This window comes from Nonomuraea sp. NPDC050478 (assembly GCF_044458265.1).
GTDB classification, from domain to species: Bacteria; Actinomycetota; Actinomycetes; order Streptosporangiales; family Streptosporangiaceae; genus Nonomuraea; species Nonomuraea ferruginea.
Genome location: NZ_JBITHT010000002.1, coordinates 1,035,260 through 1,054,855, shown reverse-complemented (window position 1 = coordinate 1,054,855; position 19,596 = coordinate 1,035,260). Strand labels below are relative to the sequence as shown.

Genomic DNA, 19,596 nt, shown 5'->3' with positions numbered 1-19,596 from the left:
CCGTACGGGAGCGGTCCAGATCGCAGGGGAGCGGGCGGCACCCGTACGGCGTAGGCTGGGGCGGACCCACGAGAAGAGGGAGGCGAGCCGACGTTGCGAGCTGAAGGCGTCACGAGGACCCCGGCGGTGCGGACCGCCGTCGTCTGGGACGCGCTGCGCGAGGTGCTGGCGGAGCTGGCCGGCGCCACCGGGCGCGACGCGCTCGACATCGTCGACGCGGGCGGCGGCACCGGAGGGTTCGCCGTGCCGCTCGCGGCGCTGGGCCACACCGTGACCGTGGTCGATCCCAGCCCCGACTCGCTGGCCGCGCTCGAACGCCGGGCCAAGGAGGCGGGCGTGGAGGTGCGCGGCCTCCAGGGCGACACCGCCGACCTGGGCGAGCTGCTCAGCCCCGGCTGCGCCGACCTGGTGCTCTGCCACAGCGTGCTGGAGTACGTGGAGGATCCCGTCGGCGCCCTGACCGAGATGGCCGGGCTGCTGCGTCCCCGCGGTGCGGTCAGCGTGCTGGCCGCCAACCCGGTGGCCGCCGCCATCCACCGCGCGCTGGCCGGGCAGTTCGACGAGTCCAGGGCCGCGCTCGCCGACCCGCTCGGCAGCTGGGGCGACCGCGACCCCACGCCCCGCCGCTTCACCGGAGAGACCCTCACCGGCCTGCTGTCGGCGGCCGGGCTCGGGGCCGGGCCGGTCCACGGCGTGCGGGTCTTCGCCGACCTGGTGCCCAGCCGGCTCGTCGACGGGGAGCCGGGCGCGGCGGAGGCGCTGGTGGCCCTGGAGAAGGCCGCCTCGGCCCATCCGGTGCTGCGCGACATCGCGACCCAGCTGCACGTCGTCGGCCGCAGGCCATCGGCCTAGAACGCCTGTTCGGATAGAATCGGCGGCGTGGCACGCAAGCAGATCACGGGCATCGGCCCCGCTCCGCGGACCGGGGCCGACGACACCGGCTGCCCGATCCTCCACGTCGACATGGACGCTTTCTTCGCCAGCGTCGAGCTGCTGGAGCGGCCCGAGCTGCGCGGCCGACCGGTGATCGTGGGCTCGCCCGCCGGGCGCGGCGTCGTGCTCAGCGCCACCTACGAGGCCAGGGCGTTCGGTGTCCACTCCGCCATGCCGATGAGCCGGGCCCGCCGGCTCTGCCCTCAGGCGACGGTCATCCCGCCCGGCCACGGAAAATACTCCGAGGTCTCCAGAGGCGTCATGGAGATCTTCCATTCGATCACCCCGATGGTCGAGCCCATCGCGTCCGACGAGGCGTTCCTCGACGTCGGCGGCGCCCTGCGCCGGCTGGGGCCGCCCGCCGCGATCGCCGCCGCGATCAGGGCGGAGGTGCTGGAGCGCTTCGGCATCACGTGCTCGGTGGGCGTGGCCGGCAGCAAGTTCGTCGCCAAGCTCGCCTCCAAGCAGTGCAAGCCCGACGGCCTGCTCGTGGTGCCGCAGGAGGAGGTGGTGGCGTTCCTCCACCCGCTGCCCGTCTCCGCCCTGTGGGGCGTCGGCGAGCGCACCGAGCAGGCCCTCGTGCGTCTCGGCATCCGCACCGTCGGCGACCTGGCCCGGGTGCCCGTCGCCACGCTCCAGCGCGAGCTGGGCCCGTCCGCGGGCGGCCACCTGGCGGCGCTGGCGTGGGGCCGCGACGAGCGGCAGGTGAGCCCGCACGTCCCCGACAAGAGCATCGGCAACGAGGAGACGTTCGCCGCCGACGTCGACGATCCCGAGATCATCAAGCGCGAGCTGCTCCGCCTGTCCGAACGGGTCGCCGCGAGGATGCGTAAGGGCGGTCATGTGGGCAGGACTGTAAGTGTGAAGCTGCGCCGCGCTGACTTCTCCACCATCACCCGGTCCCGGACCCTTCCGGAGCCCACCGATGTCGCGCAGGAGATTTTCGCCACAGCCTGCGAGCTCTACCACGCCGCCGGGCTCGAACGGGTGCGCCTGCGCCTGGTCGGCGTCAGGATGGAGAACCTCCGGCCCGCCGATTCCGCCTCCCGTCAGCTCACTCTCGGTGAGCGCGAGACCGGCTGGCGTGAGGCCGAGCAGGCGATGGACCGGGCGATCCGGAGATTCGGTCCCGATGCCGTGCTCCCGGCTTCGCTAGTTCGGGGCAAACTTGATGAAATGGAGGCGTGAGGCGATGTCACGACTTCGGGGGAGGAGACCAAGATGGCCCAGAATGAAGCCATGACGTCACCTCCGGTTTGGTCTGCCTTGGACGTTTGCTTTCGCCTACGTCTACAGCCTCGTATTCTGGGGATAACCGACCGCGAGGTCCGGACACCCCGTGTCGTCCGTTGCCGTCTTCCCCGTCCTGGGGCCGTCCTTGGGAGGCGCCGTGCCGCTCTCTGAGCACGAGCAGCGCTTGCTCGACCAGATCGAGCAGGCCCTCTACGCCGAGGACCCGAAGTGGGCCAACACCGTAAGGATCAGTGACCCACGCAGCCATTACAAGCGGCGCCTGGTCAAAGCCACGATCGGCTTTGTCCTTGGCGTCGTCCTGTTGATGGTCGGCGTGGTGATCAACTTGATCCCGCTCGGCGTCGGCGGTTTCGTGGTCATGCTCGCTGCGTGTCTGTGGGGCCTGTCCAGCTGGAAACGAATGAATGGGTTCGGTGGTGACTCCTCGGCTCAGGGGGCTCCACCGCAGGGCAAGCAGGTCCGCCGGGGCAACCGGGGCACCTTCATGGAGCGCATGGAGGAACGCTGGCGTCGTCGTCACGACGAGCGCTGACACGCATCCCCCGACAAGGCGTCCCCTAGACGAAGGTGCGGTCGTCCCCCTCCCGGGAGACGACCGCACCTTCGGTCAGATTCTCACGTCCCCTTCTGCGTCGCAGTCCTCCGCAGCCTGATGTTCTCCAGGCGGTCGAAGCCGTCCAGCAGCCGCTCGCCGACGAGCCGCAGCCGCCGCACCGTCGACGGCGGCAGCAGCACCGCCCGCACCCTCCTGGCACGTGAAACCGTCGCCGCCAAGGCCTTGCGCACCCGGCGCAGGTCCCCGCCCATCGGCGGGATCTCGCCGGGCTCCCGCGAGTAGAGCACCCGCTCCACCGCCGAGGCGATCGCCGTGACGGCCGCCGCCGGTTCGGCCCCGAACTCGTACTGCTCGGTCAGCCGCCGCGCCAGCTGGCGCGGTGTCTCGCTGGGCTCGCGGGCCATCCCGTAGTCGTAGAGCGCGTCGTCCAGCTCCGCCCAGGCCGCCGCCACCGCCGGATGGCGGCCCGCCACGACCCTGGCCGTCGTCTCGTCCGACGGCTCCGACACCTTCCAGCCCAGCGCCCGGACCCGCCTGCTCCTGGTGATCAGCCTGGCCGCGGCCGGGATCAGCAGCACCAGCAGCAGCACCGCGGCGCCGATGCCGATCTGCGCGGCGAGCGGCGTCGACTCCTCCGGCGGCAGCCCGCCGTTGGCCAGCAGCGCCTCCCGGTCCAGCTCGCGCACGTTGCCCCGGTTCTGCGGGCCCAGCTCCTCCTCCGCGCTGCCGCTGGAGGTCCGGTCCGGCGTCGGGGAGGAGGGGTCGGCCGTGGCCTCGGGCCGCGGCTGGGTGTACTCCGGCACCCGGGCGCTGCCCTGACCCAGCGTGCCCGAGGGCGTCGGCTCGAACGGCAGCCAGCCCACGCCCTCGAAGTACAGCTCCGGCCACGAGTGGGAGTCGTTCGTGGCCACCGTCCACTGGCCGGCGAGTTGCGTGCCGCCCGTGTAGCCGATCGCCACCCGCGACGGGATGCCGACGACCCTGGCCAGGATCGCCATCGAGGCGGCGAACTGCTCGCAGTAGCCGGCCCGGCTGTGCAGCAGGAAGTCGGCCAGCGCCGAGTTGCCGTGCCCCTGGGTGCGCAGGCTGTAGGCGAAGCCGCCGGTGTCGGTGAAGAACCTCTGCAGCCGCACGGCCGCCTGGTAGGCGGTCTTGGCGTCGCCCGCCTGCTCCCGCGCGAGCTCCCTGATCTCCTCCGGCAGGTCGTCGGGGAGTTCCAGGTAGCGCTCGTCGATGCTCTGCCGGGACGACGGCGCCGACTCCAGCACCTCGGCCGTGGGCTCCGGGTCGCTGGTCGCGACCTGGTACTCCAGGCCCGCCGCCTCGTCGCGGGTGGAGAAGACCATCAGCGTTCTGACGTCGGCCCGCCAGTCGCCCTCGACGCGGATCTCCCGCGGCGGGTACGGCAGCGGCAGGAACGACAGCTTGGCGATCTCGTCACTGATGGTGATCGTGGACGTGACGTTCTTCAGCTTCACGCCCCCGCCCAGGCCCGGCGGCGGCGGGAGCGGGCCGTTGTCCGTCCTGTTCTCCGGCGCGCCCTCCGGCTGCGTCATGCCGAACTGATCGCCGTCGAAGGTGTCGAGGGAGTAGATGCGCAGGTACCGGGGCTGGTTGTCGGAGTTGGAATAGGTCAGCACGGTCCGCTGCTCCGGCAGCTCCAGCTGGCCCTTCAGGTTCGCGATCGGGTTCGGGATGCTGATCGAGTTGCCCCGGCCGGGCCCGCCGCCCCCCACGCCGAAGGTGAAGAACGAGACCGGCTCCATGGCCGGCAGCATCGCCGGCACCAGCACGGCCAGCGCGATGGCGGCGAACCCGATGCGCTTGCCCGACAGACGCAGCCCGCTCGTGTCGGCGGAGGCGCCGGGGCCCCGCCTGTCCGGCCGCAGCTCCGCCGCCGTCGTGCGGGTCCGGCGCACCAGCACCGCCCGGCCCCACTGGCCGACCCGCTCGCGGCCGTCCGCGAGGAGCAGGCCGGTGAACCCGAACGCGGCCACGATGAACGCCGGCCAGCTGATCGGGTCGGACAGGATCGTGGCCGGCACCGTGGCCAGCGCCAGCAGCGGCAGCCCGGCCAGCGCCGCCTTGCGCAGCCTGGTCGCGAACAGGTCGACGACGATCGCGATCAGGCCCACGCCGCCCGTGGTCAGCAGCGTGATGGCCTCGTTGGCCGGGACCGGCGCCGCGTACCGCTGGATGTCGGCCCAGCCGGTGGCCAGCAGGCGCGCCACCTCCACCACGGAGTCCTCGGTCGGCACGAACAGCGCCCAGGCCTCCTCCGCCGCGAACGACACGGTCAGATAGACGAACAGCACGCCCACGCCGAGCAGCGGCGCCGCCCACGACGGCAGCGACAGCCGCCCGCTGACCAGGCTCGCCAGCATGACCGAGAGGACCGCGCCGAGCGAGCCCCAGAACCAGGCCCCGCCCTCGAACAGCGGATAGAGCAGGATCGCGGCCGTGAACGTCGCCACCGCGGCGGCGATCGAGAGCCTCATGAAGCCGTACCTCCGCTCACGGCGAACCGGCCGCGGCTGCCCGCGTCCTGCCACACCGACGCGATCGACACCCCGGCGGGCAGCCGGACGATCCGCCATCCGTATCCGGCCAGCACGGTCTGCACCGCCTGGTAGTCCTCGTCGGCCTCGCGGCCGTTCCACGTCTCCACGTCCAGCAGCACCGCCACGCCGGTGATGCCGCTGTGTCTCAGCCTGGCCAGGTCTCTGGCCTCCTCCGGGTCGAGCGAGCCGAGCACGGCCACGATCAGCCCGTCGCCGCCGCCCGCGCGCAGCGCGGAGACGCCCATCTCCAGCGAGCGCGCCGACGAGCCGCGCACCATCGCGAGCGTGTCCAGCAGCGACCAGCTCAGCCCGGTGTCGGTCAGGTGCTCGGGTCCCTGGTCGGTCACCAGCCGCAGGCCCAGCCCCTCACGGGCGAGGTGGACGCCGATCGAGGCCGCGGCCGAGACCGCCACCTCGAACGACGAGCGCGGGCCCTCGCCGCGGTGCGCGTACTTACGGGTGTCGAGCAGGAGGGCGCCGCGGCTCTGCCACTGCTGCTCCTCGCGCCGTACCATCAGCTCGCCGCGCCGGGCCGTCGAGCGCCAGTGCACCCGGCGCAGGTCGTCGCCCTGCCGGTACTCGCGCGGGGCCACGTCGTCGTCGCCGGCCGCCGCCACGCTCCTGGTGCGGCTGTCGCCGCCGCCCGTCCACTCGCCCGACAGCCGCACGTGCGGCAGCGCCACCACCTGCGGCGTCACCACGAGCGTGTCGGTGATCGTGAACGCACGGGTCAGCTCCACCAGCCCGAACGGGTCCGCGATGCGCACCGACAGCGGCCCGATGGGGTACCGGCCGCGCAGATCCGAGCGCACCTTGTAGTCGATCTCCCGGATGCCCCGCGCCTCCACCCGGTCCAGCACGAACCTCGGCCGCACGCCCAGCGCGTACGGGACCGTGTCCTCGATCAGCAGCAGGCCGGTGGGCAGCCTGGTCACGTTCTCCAGCCGCAGCGTCACCGTGGCCTCGCCGCCCGCCTCGGCCCTGGCCGGGTCCAGCCGCCTGGCGCAGCTCAGCCGGTAGCGGGTGCGCGCCACCACCATCGCGGCCAGCAGCGGCAGCGCCGCCACCAGCACCCCGATCCTGAACAGGTCGTTCTCGCCGAGCAGGAACGCCATCAGCAGCGCCGCGACGCCCGACGCCAGGAAGGACCGTCCCCTGGAGGTGAGCGCTCGCAGTCCCGCTCTCACGACGCCCGGGTCTCCGGCACCGGGACGCGCCTGACGAGCTCCATCACCACCTGCTCGGGCAGCCGTCGCTGCCCCTGCGCCTCCACGCTGGGCAGCAGCCGGTGCGCCAGCACGGGGACGGCGAGGTCCTGCAGGTCGTCGGGGATGACGTAGTCGCGGCCCGACAGCGCCGCGTGCGCCCGCGCCGCCCGCACCAGTTGCAGCGTGGACCGGGGAGAGGCGCCCAGACGCAGGTCGGGCGAGTGGCGGGTGGCCACCGCCAGGTCGATGGCGTACTTCTTGACCGGCTGCGACACGTACACGCCGCGCACCGCCTCGATCAGCGCGCGCACCTCCGACGTGGTGGCCACCGGCTCCAGCTTGTCCAGCGGCGAGGTGCCGCCGTGCACGTCCAGCATCTCCAGCTCGGCCGTCGGCTCCGGGTAGCCCATCGCCACCCTGGCCGTGAACCGGTCGCGCTGCGCCTCGGGCAGCGGGTAGGTGCCTTCCATCTCGATCGGGTTCTGCGTCGCGATCACCATGAACGGCGCGTCCAGCTGATAGGTGTGCCCGTCGACGGTGACCTGCCGCTCCTCCATGCACTCCAGCAACGCCGACTGGGTCTTGGGGGAGGCGCGGTTGATCTCGTCGCCCACCACGATGTTGGCGAACACCGGCCCCGGCTTGAACTCGAACTCGCGCGTCTGCTGGTTGTAGGCGCTCACTCCGGTGATGTCACTGGGCAGCAGGTCGGGGGTGAACTGCACGCGGCGCACCGGGCAGTCGATCGACCGCGCCAGCGCCTTGGCCAGCATCGTCTTGCCGACCCCGGGAACGTCCTCGATCAGCAGATGGCCCTCGGCGAGCAACACGGTCAGTGTGAGGCGGACGGCGTCGCCCTTTCCCTCGATCACCGATTCGATGGCCTCGCGGATGCGGTGAGCGGTGGTGACCAGCTCCCCGAGCTGGTGAGGGACGTCATGGGTTACTGCCACCAGGCCTCCATGCGAAGTGCGACGGCCACCTCGCGCGAGGCTGCGCATTGCGGGAGGCATGCCATTGTTTTCCATTATCTGTACGACCCTACGACTCTGTGCGTTCTTGGGCGACTTTTGTGGATATTCCAGAGAAGCCTGCTCCTGTTCGCGTTCTTGTCGCATAGCGGTGCGAATGCCGTAACACACTGGGCCGCGCGCCGCGCCACTTTCCCCCACCTCCGCCCCGCCCGTCACAGGGCCTCCTTATTGGCCCGGCTTTCGCGCGCCCCGACACGCCCGCCGCCGGTCCGCGGGCGCTTCCCCGGCCCCACTCCGCACCACCCGCTATGACCTGCGACAACGCCTCCCAGTTGAGCGGCGGACAAGGTTCGAATCAGTTGACGGTGGGGAGAAGTGGAGTATGGTGGTGCGCAGTGGAGAGCGCGGTGCACCAGCGCCGAGCGCTTCACGAGGCACGGGAGGTGGCGCCGATGTTCCTCGGCACCCATCACCCGCGTCTGGACGACAAGGGACGGCTGTTCCTGCCGGCTAAGTACCGTGAGGAGCTGGCGGAGGGTCTTGTGATCACCAAAGGCCAGGAGCGATGCCTCTACGTCTTTCCTGTGGAGGAGTTCCAGCGCATCACCGAGGCTCTCAGGACCGCCCCGGTTACCGCCAAAGCGGTGCGTGACTACAGCCGCGTCTTCTTCGCCAGTGCGTCCGACGAGAAGCCAGACAAACAGGGGCGCGTCACCATTCCGCAGGGCCTGCGCCAGTACGCCGGCCTGGAGCGTGACTGCGTCGTCATCGGGGCCAACACCCGTCTGGAGATCTGGGACGCACAGGCCTGGGACACCTATCTCAACGAGCAGGAACAGGCGTTCGCCGACCTCTCCGAGGAGGTGTTGCCAGGGATCTTGTAAACAAACGGTCGAGCCGTCGGAGATGTCGTTCGGCGAGGTCTCCACCCGCAACCACTGCCGGCCAGCTGATGCACCTTCCCCGGTGTCAGATGGCAGGCGTCCACGAAGAGGGTGCGGATGGGGACCTGGCCGGGCGGCGCCGGGGTGGGGACCCAGGACAACCGACACATCGACCGGCCGCGTCATCCGCGAGCCAGGACGCGAAAGGGGGGGTGGAGATGCACGACGACGCCGACACGACCGGTCACGTTCCGGTCATGCTCGAACGCGTTCTGGAGCTGCTGGAGCCCGCGATCACCGCGTCCGTCTCCGGCCCCGCCCCCGTCGTCGTCGACGCCAATCTGGGGCTCGGCGGCCACACCGAGGCCCTGCTCGCCGCACACCCCTCACTCCACGTGATCGGCATCGACCGCGACCCTTTCGCGATCGAGTACGCCACGCGCAGGCTCGCGCCGTACGCCGGGCGCACGACGCTGGTCCACGCCTCGTCCGACGAGCTGGACGCCGTGCTGGCCGGGGCGGGGCGCACCACCATCGACGGGGCGCTGTTCGACCTCGGCGTCTCCTCGCCGCAGCTCGACGAGGCGGCGCGCGGGTTCGCCTACTCCTATGACGCCCCGCTGGACATGCGGATGGACACCGAGCAGGAGCTCACGGCGGAGACGGTGGTCAACACCTACTCCGCGGCCGAGCTGATCCGGATCCTGCGCGACTACGGCGAGGAGCGGTTCGCGGCACGGGTCGCGCACCTCATCGTCAAGGAACGCGCCAAGGACCCCATCACGTCGACGAAGCGGCTCGCGGACCTCGTGAGGGACGCGATCCCCGCCGCTACCCGGCGCACCGGGGGAAACCCCGCCAAAAGGACTTTCCAGGCGCTGCGCATCGAGGTCAACGCGGAGCTCGCCGCCCTGGAGGTGGCGCTGCCCGCCGCGCTCGACGCGCTGGCACTGGGCGGGAGGGTCGTCGTGCTCTCCTACCACTCGCTGGAGGACCGGCTCACCAAGCAGGTCCTCACCGCGCGGACCAGGGACACCAGCCCGCCGGGGCTGCCCGTCCCGCTGCCGGCCCACCAGCCGCGGTTCCGCACCCTGACGAGGGGAGCCGAGCTCCCGAGCGAAGAAGAGCTGGCCCGCAACCCGCGGGCGGCTTCGGCCCGGCTCAGGGCCGCAGAGAGGATCCGTGTTGACGACCAGGACTGAGCAGGAGACCAGGCGGGGCGCGCCCGTCCGCGGCGCTGTGCCCACGACTGGGGCCAAGACCGGCCAGCGCAGGCCCGAGCCGCCGCACCCGGCCAAGCCCGTCCCGCAGCCGCGGCCCGACGCGGCCAGGCGCCGCCCGCGCGCCGACGACGAGCCGGCGCCCCGCGCGGCCCGCCCGGCGCCCTCGCGCGGCGAGACGGGCGCGCGCGCGAGCCGCGGCGCGGCCGGCGTGCGCGACCGCGCCACCCGCGTGGAGACCGACGAGCGCGCGGCCGGGACCGGCGTGCGCGGGTCGCGCACCGTCACCGAGCCGCGCAGGGCGCGTCCCGGCGTGCGCAAGCCGCGTCCCGAGGCCGCTCGGCCCGAGCAGGCGCGCCCGCGGCGCCCCGCCGCCGGGCGGCCCGCGCGGCGCCAGCGCGCCCCGTTCGTGCTGCTCGTCGTCGGGCTGCTGTGCGGTGGCCTGGTCACCCTGCTGCTCCTCAACACCGTCCTGGCGCAGGACTCGATGACCGCCTCCAACCTGGTCGACGAGATCTCCACCGCCCGCCAGCAGAACGAGGACCTCCAGCGCAAGATCGAGGAGGAGAAGCTCCCCGGCAGGGTCGCCGAGCGGGCCGAGGACCTCGACATGCGCCGCGACTGGGACTCGGTCAACAACTACGACGGCTCCGCCTCCAGTCAGGCGGGCCCGGCACGGTGAGAGACTCCGGCGGCAGGGGGCAGGGCCCCGGTCGCGGCGGGGGCGGCGCCGGCTCTCAGGGAGGGCCCGGCGCCGCTCGTCGTACGCCGGGCGGTCCCGGACGGGCGGGGCGCCCCGGCACGGGCCGTGCCGCGTCCCCGGACGACCCCTTCCACCTCCCCTTCGGCGACACTCCCCGCTCCCGGGGCGGTTCCCCGGCCGACGACGACGTCCCCGACGACGACCCCGCTCCCGGCGGCCCACGCCGGCCCCGCCCCGGGCAGGGGAGACCACGCCGCGGCGATGACGACCTCCCCGCTGGAGGCCCGCACGCCGACGAACGGTCACGCGGCCGTACCTCCCAGCGGGGCGGTTCCCGCCGGGGGGAGGACGACCTCCCAGCGGGTGGCCCGCACGCGGAGGAACGGTCGCGCGGCCGGGCCGGGCAGCGCGATGGCGAGGCGTCTCCCGGAGGCGCGCGCGGGGGGTCCGCCCGGGGAGAGCGGTTCCGCCGCGACGAGAGCGACCACCGGCGCGACGCCGGCCCCTCGCGCGGCCGGGCCGGGCAGCGCGACACGGAGGCGCGGCCGGACGACGCGTTCCGCCGCAGGCCCTCCGACACCGCCCGGCGCCCCCCGCACGACCGATCACGCGGCGACGGCGACGCGCGCGGCCGAGACGACGGCTCGGCGCGCCGCACCCAGGCCGACAACCCCGTCCGGCGTCCCCGGGACGAGGACGCCGGACGCGCGCGCCCCGGAGAGGGGCCACGCGCGGCGACACGTGCCGGCACGGACGCGGGCGGCCGTGGGGGCACCCGCGTCCGCGCCGGCGAAGGCGCGCGGCGCGACCCCCAGGACGGGGCGCGGCCGCGCGCGGGCGGCGGAGGCCGCAAGCCGCCCCCGCCGCCGAAGCCACCGCTCGTGCTCCGCCTCGGCAGCCCGAAGCGGCGCATCAGCATCGGCCTCATCGCCATGACCTTCATCCTGTCGATCTTCGCCGGCCGCCTCATCCAGATGCAGGGCCTCGACTCCAAGGTCTACGAGGCCGCGGCCACCAAGCAGCGCCTGCACGTCGAGAAGATCCCGGCCAAGCGCGGCTCCATCACCGACGTCAACGGGCACAACCTGGCGCTCACGGTCGAGGCGCGCGACATCTCCATCGACCCGTCCAAGATCCCCGCCGAGGTCAGGCAGGGCGTGGCCTCGCTGCTCGCCCGCACCCTCGGCAGGCCCGTGGAGGAGATGGCCGCCAAGCTGGCCAGGACCGACACCCGCTACCAGCTGCTGGCCAGGGGCGTCGCCCCGCCCGTGGCCGACCGGCTGCTCAAGGAGCCGGTGCCGTCGCTCAACGCGACCAGCACCTTCCGCCGCGTCTACCCGGGCGGCGACCTGGCGGGCAGCCTGATCGGCTTCGTCGGCGACGACAAGGACGGCCTGACCGGCATCGAGCAGGTGAAGAACACCGCGCTGGCCGGGACCGACGGCGAGCTGCAGATCGAGACCGGCCGCGACCTGCAGCGCATCCCGATGACCGGCAGCCAGCGCACACCCCCCGTCGACGGCCGCGACGTGCGCCTGACGATCGACCGCGACATCCAGTGGGCCGCCCAGAAGGCGATCGGCGAGCAGGTCGAATCCGCCGGCGCGAGCAGCGGCACCGTCATCGTCATGGACGTGCGCACCGCCGACGTCATCGCCATGGCCAACGCCCCCGAGCTCGACCTGGCCAACTGGCGCGAGGCCCCCGAGTCTCACTACCTCAACCGGGCCGCCGCCGACGTGTTCGAGCCCGGCAGCACCAACAAGGTGATCACCGCCGCGGCCGCGCTGGAGGCCGGCGTGGTCGACTCCGACACGGTCTTCCACGTCAAGGACAACATCCAGTGCTACGACCGGGTGCTGCGTGACGCCCACGCCCACCCGCCGGAGGACATGACCTTCGCCCAGGCCATGGCGCAGTCCAGCAACGTCGCCACGGTCATGGCGGCGCGCAGGGTCGGCAGCGAGGGCCTGTACGACATGCTCAAGGCGTTCGGGTTCGGCACCAAACCCGGCGGCGACATGCCGGGCGCCGGGGCCGGCCTGCTGCCGCACCACGACAAGTGGTCGGGCAGCCAGAGCTGCACGATCGCCTACGGACAGGGCGTGTCGGTGACCGCGCTGCAGATGGCCAGCGTCTACCAGACGATCGCCAACGGCGGCGTGAAGGTCGAGCCCAGGATCGTCGCCGGCACCACCGCCCCCGACGGCACGTTCACGCCGGCCAAGCCCGGAAAGAAGACCAGGGTCATCAGCACGGCCACCGCCAAGGAGATCACCGCCATGCTCGAGGACGCGGTCGGCGCGCAGGGCACCGGCGAGCTGGCCGCCATCCCGGGATATCGGGTGGCGGGCAAAACCGGCACCGCGAACCGCTACGATGCCGACCTCGGCCGCTACGACGGCTACACCGCCTCGTTCGCCGGTTTCACGCCCGCCGACGCGCCCCGCCTGGTGGTGCTGTCGGTGCTGCAGAACCCGAAGAACGGCCACTACGGCGGTCAGATCGCGGCCCCGGTGTTCAAGGATGTGATGACGTTCGCTCTCAAGAGCAGGAAGATCCCGCCTACAGGCTCTGCCGCGTCTCCGGCGCGCGCGGGCGCGGAGCAGTGAGAGGGGAGGGTACGCTGCCGCCGTGCGTCCCCCGTCCATGCGTCCCACCGACAGCCCGCCGCGCCCGCTGACCGCGCTGGCGACCATGCTCGATGCCGAGACCGGCACCGCGCGGTCGCCGCACGCCGCGCTCACCGGCGTCACCCACGACTCCCGCCAGGCGCGGCGCGGAGACCTCTACGTCGCGCTGCGCGGTGCGCGCGCGCACGGCGCCGACTTCTCCGCCGAGGCGATGGCGCGCGGCGCCGTGGCCGTCCTGACCGACGCCGCGGGCCGCGACGCGGCCGTCGCCACCGGCCTGCCGGTGCTCGTCGTGCCCGATCCGCGCGCCCTGCTCGGCCAGGTCGCCGCCTGGGTCTACGGTCACCCGGCCCGCGACATCACGGTCCTCGGCGTCACCGGCACCAGCGGCAAGTCCACCACCACGTTCCTGCTGGAGGCGGGGCTGCGCGCGGCGGGCCTGCGCACCGGCCTGGTGGGCGGCGTCGAGATCCACGCCGGCGACCTGTGCTTCGAGGCCGGGCTCACCACCCCGGAGGCGTCGGATCTGCACGGCCTGTTCGCGCTCATGCGCGAGCAGGGCGTCACCGCGGCCGCCATGGAGGTCTCCAGCCACGCGCTCGCGCTCAACCGCGTCGACGGCGTCTTCTACGACGTGGCGCTGTTCACCAACCTGTCGCAGGACCACCTCGACTTCCACAAGGACCTCGACGACTACTTCGCCACCAAGGCCAAGCTCTTCCAGCCCGAGCTGAGCCGGATCGGCGTGACCAACGTCGACGACCCCTACGGCCGCGAGCTGCTGCGCCTGGCCAAGGTGCCGATGACCACGTTCTCAGCCCAGGGCGACCCAGGCGCCGAGTGGCGGGCGCTCGACGCCCGGCTGGGCGCCGACGGCAGCGCCTTCAGGATCGTCGGCCCCGGCGGCGTCGAGGCCGACGCGCAGATCGCGCTGCCCGGCCCGTTCAACGTCGCCAACGCCCTCGGCGCCGTCGTCACCCTGGTCGAGGCCGGCGTGCCGCTGCAGACCGCGGTCCACGGCGTCGGCACCCTCACGGGGGTGCCCGGCCGGATGGAGCGGGTCACCGGCTCCGGCGACGAGTTCCAGGCCGTCGTCGACTACTCGCACAAACCCGGCGCCGTGGAGTCGGTGCTCCGCTCGCTCCGCGAGGTCACCGCCGGCCGGCTCACCGTCGTGCTCGGCTGCGGCGGCGACCGCGACAGGGGCAAACGGCCGCTCATGGGCGAGGCCGCCGCGCGGCTGGCCGATGTGGCGGTTCTCACCAGCGACAACCCCCGCTCCGAGGATCCGCTGGCCATCCTGGCCGAGATGATGGAAGGGGCGCTGAGCGTGCCCCGCGAGGAGCGCGCTCATGTGATCATTGAGCCCGACCGCGCGGCCGCCATCGACCTCGCGGTGAACCGCGCCACGCGCGGTGACGTCATAGTCGTGGCAGGCAAGGGCCACGAGCAGGGCCAGTACGTTTCAGGCGAGGTGATCCCCTTCGACGACAGGGAGGTGGTCGCCGCAGCGATCGACGCACGCAAGGAAAGCAGGAAGTACGAATGATCCCGTTGCCTCTGGCCAGGATCGCCGAGATAACCTCGGGCGCGCTGTCGGGCATGGCCGACCCCCGCGCCGTGGTGCGCGGCCCCGTCGTGATCGACTCGCGGGCCGTCGAGCCGGGATCCCTCTTCGTCGCGTTCAGAGGCGCCCGCGTCGACGGGCACGACTACGCGGCGCAGGCCGTGCGGGCCGGCGCCGTCGCGGTGCTGGCCGGCCGCCCGGTCGAGGCGCCCGCCGTCATCGTGCCCGACACCACGGCCGCGCTGGCCGAGCTGGCGACCACGCAGGCCGCGTCGCTGCCGAACGCGACCGTGATCGGGGTGACCGGCTCGGCGGGCAAGACCACCACCAAGGACCTCCTCGCGCGGCTGACCGCCAGGATCGGCCCGACGATCGCCCCGGCCGGAAACCACAACAACGAGATCGGCCACCCGCTCACCGTACTCAAGGCCGGCCTCGACACCCGCTACCTGGTGCTGGAGCTGAGCGCCCGCCACATCGGCAACATCGCCGACCTGGCCCGCATCGCCCCGCCCACGATCGGCGTGGTCCTCAACGTCGGCACCGCCCACATCGGCGAGTTCGGCGGCAAGGAGGCCATCGCCAAGGCCAAGGGCGAGCTGGTCGAGGCGCTGCCGCGCACCGGCGTCGCGGTGCTCAACGCCGACGACCCGCTGGTCCACGCCATGGCCACGCGCACCGACGCGCGCGTCACCCTGTTCGGGCGCGGCGAGCACGCGGCCATCCGCGCCGACGACGTCACCGCCGACGAGCGCGGGCGTGCCTCGTTCACGCTCCGCACCCCCTCCGGCGCCGCCCCCGTCAGGCTCAGGCTGTACGGAGCACACGCGGTCGACAACGCGCTGGCCGCCGCCGCCGCGGGCTACGAGCTGGGCCTGCCCGTCGCCGCCATCGCCGAGGAGCTGTCGGCGGCCGAGCCGCGCAGCCGGTGGCGGATGGAGGTCACCGACCGCCCCGACGGCGTGACGATCGTCAACGACGCCTACAACGCCAACCCCGACTCGATGCGGGCCGCGTTCGAGACGCTCGCCGTGCTCGGGCGCGACCGGCGGCGGTTCGCGGTCATCGCCGCCCTGCGCGAGCTGGGCGAAGACAGCGAGGCGCTGAACACCGAGGTCGGCCGCCTGGCCGGCGCGGGCGGCCTGACCGGGCTCATCGTGGCGGGCCCCGACGCGGGCCCGGTGCTCCAAGGCGCCCACGCGGGCGCCGAGCAGGCGCAGCGGGGCGGGCCCCCGGGCACCCCGCTGCCCCGCATCGTGCACGTGCCCGACGCCCAGGCCGCCGCCGCCGAGCTCGGCCCGTGGCTGCGCCCCGGCGACGTCGTGCTCGTCAAGGGCCCGCGCGCCATGGGCCTGGAGCGCACCGCCGAGCTCCTGCTGGGAGGTGCAGGCCGGTGACCAACATCATCATCGCCGGCGCCGTCGGGCTCGTCCTGTCGATGCTCGGCACCCCCCTGGCCATCCGGGTGTTCTCCAGGCGCGGCTACGGCCAGGAGATCCGCGAGGAAGGACCGTCCGGCCACCACGGCAAGCGCGGCACCCCCACCATGGGCGGCACCGTCATCGTGCTCGGCTCGCTGCTCGCCTACGGCGCCTCCCACCTGGCCACGCTGGAGCCGGTCACCGCCTCCGGCCTGCTCGTGCTGTTCCTGATGACCGGGCTCGGCGCCGTCGGCTTCCTCGACGACTTCATCAAGATCTACAAGCAGCGCAGCCTCGGCCTGCGCAGCGGCGCCAAGGCGTTCGGTCAGCTCATCGTGGGCGCGATCTTCGCCGTGCTGGTCACCCAGCAGCCGAACATCTACCAGATCACCCCCGCCGACACCCGGCTCTCCTTCCTGCGCGACTTCGGGCCGTCGATCGGCATCGTGGGGTTCACCATCTGGGTGCTCATCATGATCGTCGGGTTCTCCAACGCGGTGAACCTCACCGACGGCCTCGACGGCCTGGCCAGCGGCGCCACCGGCGTGGTGCTCGGCGCGTACGTGCTCATCGGCAACTGGCAGCTCCGCAACAACTGCATCGACCAGCTCGGCCCCAACTGCTACTGGGTGCGCGACCCGCTCGACCTGGCCGTGGTCGCCGCCTCGGTGCTCGGCGCGCTCGTCGGCTTCCTGTGGTGGAACGCCCCGCCCGCCAAGATCTTCATGGGCGACACCGGCTCGCTGGCCCTCGGCGGCGTGCTGGCCGGCCTGGCCATCGCCACCCGCACCCAGCTGCTGCTCATCCTCCTCGCCGGGCTCTGCGTGGTCATCACGCTGTCGGTGATCATCCAGGTCGGCTTCTTCAAGATGACCGGCAAACGGGTGTTCCGGATGGCGCCGCTGCAGCACCACTTCGAGCTCAAGGGCTGGGCCGAGACCACGATCGTGGTCCGCTTCTGGCTGATCGCCGGCCTGTGCGCGGCGCTCGGGCTCGGCCTGTTCTACGTCGAATGGATGCCCCGCTGATGAGTCTCACCTGCGTCGCCGGGCTGGGCGTGTCCGGCACCGCCGTCGCCAGGGCCCTCGCCGGGCGGGGCGAGCGCGTGGTGGTCGTGGAGTCCGGCGGGGGAGAGCGGCAGCTGGCCGCGGCGGCGGAGCTGTCCGGCCGCGGCGTGGAGGTCCGGCTCGGCCCGCTGTCGCTGCCCGAGGGCACCACCCGGCTGGTCACCACCGGCTGGGCGCCGCACCACCCGCTGATCGCCGCCGCCCTGTCGGCGGGCGTCGAGGTGATCGGCGAGGTGGAGCTCGCCTGGCGGCTGCGGCCCGCCGAGCCCGCCCCCTGGCTGGCGCTCACCGGCACCAACGGCAAGACCACCGCCGTGCGCATGCTCACCGCCATGCTGACCGCCGCCGGTCACAAGGCCGCCGCCGTCGGCAACGTGGGCGTGCCCGTCGTCGAAGCCGTGCGCGAGCCGTACGACGTGCTCGCGGTCGAGTTGTCCAGCTTCCAGCTCCACTGGTCGGCCACGCTCGCCCCGCACGCCGCGGCCGTGCTCAACGTGGCGCCCGACCACCTCGACTGGCACGGCTCGATGGACGCCTACGCGGCCGCCAAGGGGCGCGTCTTCGAACGGGCCGGCACCGTGATCTACAACGCCGACGACCCGGAGTCCGCCAGGCTGGCCGGGCCGTACCCCGGCGCGGTCGGGTTCACGCTGCGCGTCCCCAGACCCGGCCAGGTCGGCCTGGTCGAGGACCTGCTGGTCGACCGGGCCTTCGTCGGCGACCCCGCGGAGGCGGCCGAGGAGCTCGCCACGCTCGCCGACGTGCGCCCGCTCGCGCCCCACAACGTCGCCAACGCCCTGGCCGCCGCCGCGCTGGCCCGCGCGTTCGGCGTGCCGGCGGAAGCGGTGCGGCAGGGCCTGCGGGACTTCACGCCCGACCCGCACCGGCTGGCGCACGTCGCCAGGGTCGCCGGGGTCGACTACGTGGACGACTCCAAGGCCACCAACCCGCACGCCGCCGCGGCCGCGCTGGCGTCCTACCCGTCGATCGTGTGGGTGGCCGGCGGGCAGCTCAAGGGCGCCGACGTGGCCGATCTGGTCAGCCAGGCCGCGCCGCGGCTGCGCGGGGCCGTCCTGCTCGGCGCCGACCGGGCCAGGATCGCCGAAGCTCTCGCGCGACACGCGCCGAATGTCCCCGTCGTGGACATCGAAGGTCAGGACACTGGTGTGATGGACCGTGTCGTGACCGAAGCCTCCCGCCTCGCCTCCCCCGGGGACACCGTGCTGCTCGCCCCGGCGGGCGCCTCGCTGGACATGTTCCCCGGCTACCCGGCCCGAGGGGAGGCCTTCGCGCGAGCCGTACGCGCCTTGGAGGCGGGCACGTGAGCACGGCCACCGGCGAACGCGCCGAGCCCGCCCGCCCCGCCGCCACGCAGCAGCCCTCGACCTGGGCCCGCGAGCGGCTCGGCACGCTCAAGGAGCTGCTCGACAAGCCGCTGGCGACCTACTACCTGATCCTCGGGTGCAGCCTGCTGCTGCTCTCGCTCGGGCTGATGATGGTGCTCTCCGCCTCCAGCATCGAGGCGATGCAGGAGACCGGCAACCCGTTCTACTGGTTCATCAAGCAGTCGCTGTCGGCGGCCGTCGGGCTGCCCATCATGTGGTTCTTCACGCAGTTGCCCTACCGGTTCTTCCGGTGGATGGGCTATCCGCTGATGGCGTTGTCGATCATCGCGCTGGTCCTGGTGCTGTTCATCGGCTCGTCCGAGCTGGGCGCGCAGCGGTGGATCTACTTCGGCCCGTTCACCGTCCAGCCGTCCGAGCCGGCCAAGCTCGGGCTGGCGCTGTGGGGGGCCGACCTGCTGGCGCGGCGGGTGCGCAAGGGCCGCATCGAGTGGCGGCAGATGCTCATCCCGCTGCTGCCCGGCACCGCCATCCTGGCCATCCTGGTCATGCTCGGCAGCGACCTCGGCACCACGCTCGTGCTGTTCCTGATCTTCCTGGCGCTGCTGTGGGTGGTGGGGGCGCCGGTCAAGCTGTTCGGCGGGATCCTCTCGCTCGCCGTGCTGGCCGCCGTCATCATGATCACCGTGGAGCCCTACCGGCTGGCCCGCGTCGGCGCCTTCCTCGACCCGTGGGCCGACGCGCAGGGCGCCGGCTACCAGGCCGTGCAGGGGCAGATCGCGATGGGCTCGGGCGGCTGGTTCGGGCTCGGCCTCGGCAGCAGCAGGCAGAAGTGGGACTGGCTGCCGCACGGCGAGAGCGACTTCATCTTCGCCATCCTCGGCGAGGAGCTCGGGCTGATGGGCACGCTGCTGGTGGTCGCGCTGTTCGGCCTGCTCGGGTACGCGGGACTGCGGGTGGCCTCCCGGGTCAACGACGCGTTCGTCCGGCTGGTCTCCGTCGCGGTCGTGGCCTGGGTTGTCGGGCAGGCCATCGTCAACATGGGAGCGGTGCTCGGGGTCCTGCCGATCACCGGGATCCCGCTGCCGCTGGTCTCCTACGGCGGGTCCGCGCTGCTGCCCACGCTGGCGGCCCTGGGCATGCTGCTGTCGTTCGCCAAACGGGAGCCGGGGGCGCGTGAGGCTCTGGCCGCGCGTGGCCCCGGACCGGCCGTGCGGGCCCTAAGCTGGCTTGGCCTGGGGGGTATGACCAGAGGCCGAGGAAGACGTTAGG

At 72.9% G+C, this 19,596-nt stretch carries 15 protein-coding genes; 12 read left to right on the top strand and 3 right to left on the bottom strand.

Annotated features, from left to right (window positions below; all coding sequences use genetic code 11):
- The first annotated feature begins 126 nt into the window (after window positions 1–126).
- From ACIBF7_RS12875 to ACIBF7_RS12865, 3 genes are all read left to right on the top strand, one after another.
- Complete coding sequence (locus tag ACIBF7_RS12875) at window positions 127–852, top strand: methyltransferase domain-containing protein (protein WP_364227153.1); 726 nt, start codon at window positions 127–129, stop codon at window positions 850–852.
- A gap of 27 nt (window positions 853–879) precedes the next feature.
- The gene (gene dinB, locus ACIBF7_RS12870; RefSeq protein ID WP_364227156.1) at window positions 880–2,121 is read left to right on the top strand and encodes a DNA polymerase IV; all 1,242 of its coding nucleotides are present in this window, start codon (window positions 880–882) and stop codon (window positions 2,119–2,121) included.
- Window positions 2,122–2,323: 202 nt separating this feature from the next.
- Window positions 2,324–2,719, top strand: a complete 396-nt coding sequence (locus tag ACIBF7_RS12865) for a DUF3040 domain-containing protein (RefSeq protein WP_148032686.1) — start codon at window positions 2,324–2,326, stop codon at window positions 2,717–2,719.
- A gap of 83 nt (window positions 2,720–2,802) precedes the next feature.
- Here ACIBF7_RS12865 and ACIBF7_RS12860 read toward each other — a convergent pair whose 3' ends face one another.
- From ACIBF7_RS12860 to ACIBF7_RS12850, 3 genes are read right to left on the bottom strand one after another with little or no spacing between them, the layout of a single operon-like run.
- Complete coding sequence (locus ACIBF7_RS12860) at window positions 2,803–5,241, bottom strand: DUF3488 and transglutaminase-like domain-containing protein (RefSeq protein ID WP_148032685.1); 2,439 nt, start codon at window positions 5,239–5,241, stop codon at window positions 2,803–2,805.
- A complete protein-coding gene (locus ACIBF7_RS12855; protein ID WP_148032684.1) occupies window positions 5,238–6,491 on the bottom strand; it encodes a DUF58 domain-containing protein in 1,254 nt (417 codons plus the stop codon). Before ACIBF7_RS12855 ends, ACIBF7_RS12860 begins: the two co-directional genes overlap by 4 nt.
- Entirely contained in the window at window positions 6,488–7,513 is a 1,026-nt protein-coding gene (locus ACIBF7_RS12850; RefSeq protein ID WP_372452399.1) for an AAA family ATPase, read from the bottom strand. Before ACIBF7_RS12850 ends, ACIBF7_RS12855 begins: the two co-directional genes overlap by 4 nt.
- Before the next feature lie 425 nt (window positions 7,514–7,938).
- On the opposite strand from ACIBF7_RS12850, the gene mraZ reads away from it, so the two are divergent.
- From mraZ to ftsW, 9 genes are all read left to right on the top strand, one after another.
- A complete protein-coding gene (gene mraZ / locus ACIBF7_RS12845; protein WP_148032682.1) occupies window positions 7,939–8,370 on the top strand; it encodes a division/cell wall cluster transcriptional repressor MraZ in 432 nt (143 codons plus the stop codon).
- A 218-nt stretch (window positions 8,371–8,588) separates the two neighbouring features.
- Window positions 8,589–9,572 carry a 16S rRNA (cytosine(1402)-N(4))-methyltransferase RsmH gene (rsmH, locus tag ACIBF7_RS12840; RefSeq protein WP_397197147.1) on the top strand — a complete coding sequence of 328 codons (984 nt, stop codon included), beginning with the start codon at window positions 8,589–8,591 and terminating at the stop codon, window positions 9,570–9,572.
- Complete coding sequence (locus ACIBF7_RS12835) at window positions 9,556–10,272, top strand: hypothetical protein (RefSeq protein ID WP_364227163.1); 717 nt, start codon at window positions 9,556–9,558, stop codon at window positions 10,270–10,272. Before rsmH ends, ACIBF7_RS12835 begins: the two co-directional genes overlap by 17 nt.
- Window positions 10,269–12,905 (top strand): penicillin-binding transpeptidase domain-containing protein, encoded by a 2,637-nt coding sequence (locus ACIBF7_RS12830; RefSeq protein ID WP_397197146.1) that lies wholly within the window; start codon window positions 10,269–10,271, stop codon window positions 12,903–12,905. The genes ACIBF7_RS12835 and ACIBF7_RS12830 overlap by 4 nt, the downstream gene beginning before the upstream one ends.
- Window positions 12,906–12,942: 37 nt before the next feature.
- The gene (locus tag ACIBF7_RS12825) at window positions 12,943–14,475 is read left to right on the top strand and encodes a UDP-N-acetylmuramoyl-L-alanyl-D-glutamate--2,6-diaminopimelate ligase (RefSeq protein ID WP_397197258.1); all 1,533 of its coding nucleotides are present in this window, start codon (window positions 12,943–12,945) and stop codon (window positions 14,473–14,475) included.
- Window positions 14,472–15,890, top strand: a complete 1,419-nt coding sequence (murF, locus tag ACIBF7_RS12820; RefSeq protein WP_397197145.1) for a UDP-N-acetylmuramoyl-tripeptide--D-alanyl-D-alanine ligase — start codon at window positions 14,472–14,474, stop codon at window positions 15,888–15,890. Before ACIBF7_RS12825 ends, murF begins: the two co-directional genes overlap by 4 nt.
- Complete coding sequence (mraY, locus tag ACIBF7_RS12815; protein ID WP_148032678.1) at window positions 15,887–16,942, top strand: phospho-N-acetylmuramoyl-pentapeptide-transferase; 1,056 nt, start codon at window positions 15,887–15,889, stop codon at window positions 16,940–16,942. The genes murF and mraY overlap by 4 nt, the downstream gene beginning before the upstream one ends.
- Window positions 16,942–18,306, top strand: a complete 1,365-nt coding sequence (gene murD, locus ACIBF7_RS12810) for a UDP-N-acetylmuramoyl-L-alanine--D-glutamate ligase (RefSeq protein ID WP_397197144.1) — start codon at window positions 16,942–16,944, stop codon at window positions 18,304–18,306. The genes mraY and murD overlap by 1 nt, the downstream gene beginning before the upstream one ends.
- Window positions 18,303–19,595, top strand: coding sequence for a putative lipid II flippase FtsW (ftsW, locus tag ACIBF7_RS12805; protein WP_397197143.1), 1,293 nt, complete (start codon window positions 18,303–18,305; stop codon window positions 19,593–19,595). Before murD ends, ftsW begins: the two co-directional genes overlap by 4 nt.
- The last annotated feature ends 1 nt before the right edge of the window (window position 19,596 follow it).